The following is a 1,998-nucleotide window of genomic DNA, read 5'->3' as shown; positions in this document are numbered from 1 at the left end:
TGGGAGTAGAGGATAAAAAAGTCCTCCGTAATACAACGGAGGACTCTTTAAATAAATATGGCAGCTACCTACTCTCCCGCATGATAGTGCAGTACCATTGGCCATGAGGGGCTTAACTTCTCTGTTCGGAATGGGAAGAGGTGAACACCCTCGGCAAAACCACCATAAGATCTTGTATATCTCTAGTCTTGACGACAATAATTTACATATTGGGAAGTTGTAAAACAATGCTCTTTGCAGAGCAGGGAACGAATAATAAAATTAAAGCTTACGGGCAATTAGTACTACTCGGCTTCGATATTACTATCCTTACACCTGTAGCCTATCAACGTCGTAGTCTCCGACGGCCCTTAAAAGTAAACTCATCTCGAGGTAAGTTTCACGCTTAGATGCTTTCAGCGTTTATCTTGCCCGTACATAGCTACTCTGCACTGCACCTGGCGGCACAACAGATACACCAGCGGTACGTACGACCCGGTCCTCTCGTACTAAGGTCATGTCCTCTCAATTTACTAACGATCACAACAGATAGGGACCGAACTGTCTTGCGACGTTCTGAACCCAGTTCACGTGCCACTTTAATCGGCGAACAGCCGAACCCTTGGGACCTTCTCCAGCCCCAGGATGTGACGAACCGACATCGAGGTGCCAAACCTCACCGTCGATATGAGCTCTTGGGTGAGATCAGCCTGTTATCCCCGGAGTACCTTTTATCCTTTGAGCGATGGCCCTTCCATACAGAACCACCGGATCACTTTAGCCAGCTTTCGCTCCTGCTCGGCTTGTTTGCCTCACAGTCAAGCACCCTTATACTAATGCGCTCTACGTACGATTACCAACCGTACTGAGGGTACCTTTGCAAGCCTCCGTTACTTTTTAGGAGGCGACCACCCCAGTCAAACTACCCACCAAACAATGTCCTCCCTTACAGGAGTTAGACTCTAAATAACAGAAGGTTGGTATTTCAACGATGACTCCACAACTCCTGGCGAAGCTGCTTCATAGTCTCCCAACTATCCTACACATCTGGCATTCAAAATCAATGTTAAGTTGTAGTGAAGGTTCACGGGGTCTTTCCGTCCCGTTGCGATTAACCGGCATCTTCACCGATACTACAATTTCACCGAGCTCGTGGTAGAGACAGTGTACAACTCATTAGACCATTCGTGCAGGTCGGAACTTACCCGACAAGGAATTTCGCTACCTTAGGACCGTTATAGTTACGGCCGCCGTTTACTGGGGCTTCAGTCAGAAGCTTTGGATTACTCCGAACATCCTTCCTTAACCTTCCAGCACCGGGCAGGTATCAGGCTCTATACGTCATCTTTCGATTTTGCAGGGCCCTGTGTTTTTGTTAAACAGTTGGTTGTACCATTTTACTGAGGCCACATCACTGTGGCACGCCTTATCCCGAAGTTACAGCGTCAATTTGCCTAGTTCCTTTACCACGGATCACTCGAGCGCCTTAGGATATTCTCCTCGACTACCTGTGTCGGTTTACGGTACGGGCTGCTATAACCTAACCTTAGAGGTTTTTCTTGGAAGTCTGATTAGGGACATTATCAACGCTGCCGAAGCTTTGTTGTACTATCAGGTTCAGCATCTCGAGCGGATTTTCCTACTCAAAATATACCTACTCCCTTTAACGCATACATCCGTGGATGCGCAGTCCTTTCACTACTCCGTTACCCCATCGAAATTATAGCAGGTACTGGAATATTCACCAGTTTGCCATCAGCTACGCCTTTCGGCTTTGCCTAAGGACCCGACTAACCCTGATCCGATTAGCGTTGATCAGGAACCCTTAGTCTTACGGCGAAAAGATTTTTCATCTTTTTTATCGTTACTTATGCCTACATTTTCTTTTCTGTACGCTCCAGCATACCTCGCAGTACACCTTCAATGCAGTACAGAATGCTCCCCTACCGATCACCCACCTAGTGGGGATCCTAAAGCTTCGGTGGTATGTTTGATGCCCGATTATTTTCCGTGCCCAAA

At 47.3% G+C, this 1,998-nt stretch carries 2 rRNA genes (1 of these 2 only partly in view); both read right to left on the bottom strand.

Going from position 1 to position 1,998, the window contains the following annotated elements:
• Positions 1–55: 55 nt before the first annotated feature.
• Positions 56–167: ribosomal RNA gene (gene rrf, locus AAHN97_RS28950) — 5S ribosomal RNA — on the bottom strand.
• 91 nt (positions 168–258) lie between these two features.
• Positions 259–1,998 (bottom strand): 23S ribosomal RNA (locus tag AAHN97_RS28945); it runs 1,143 nt beyond the window's last position.

The sequence above is a fragment of the Chitinophaga niabensis genome, assembly GCF_039545795.1.
Lineage (GTDB): Bacteria > Bacteroidota > Bacteroidia > Chitinophagales > Chitinophagaceae > Chitinophaga > Chitinophaga niabensis_B.
Note: the sequence above shows the minus strand (reverse complement) of the source record. Positions and strands in the feature narration are given on the sequence as shown.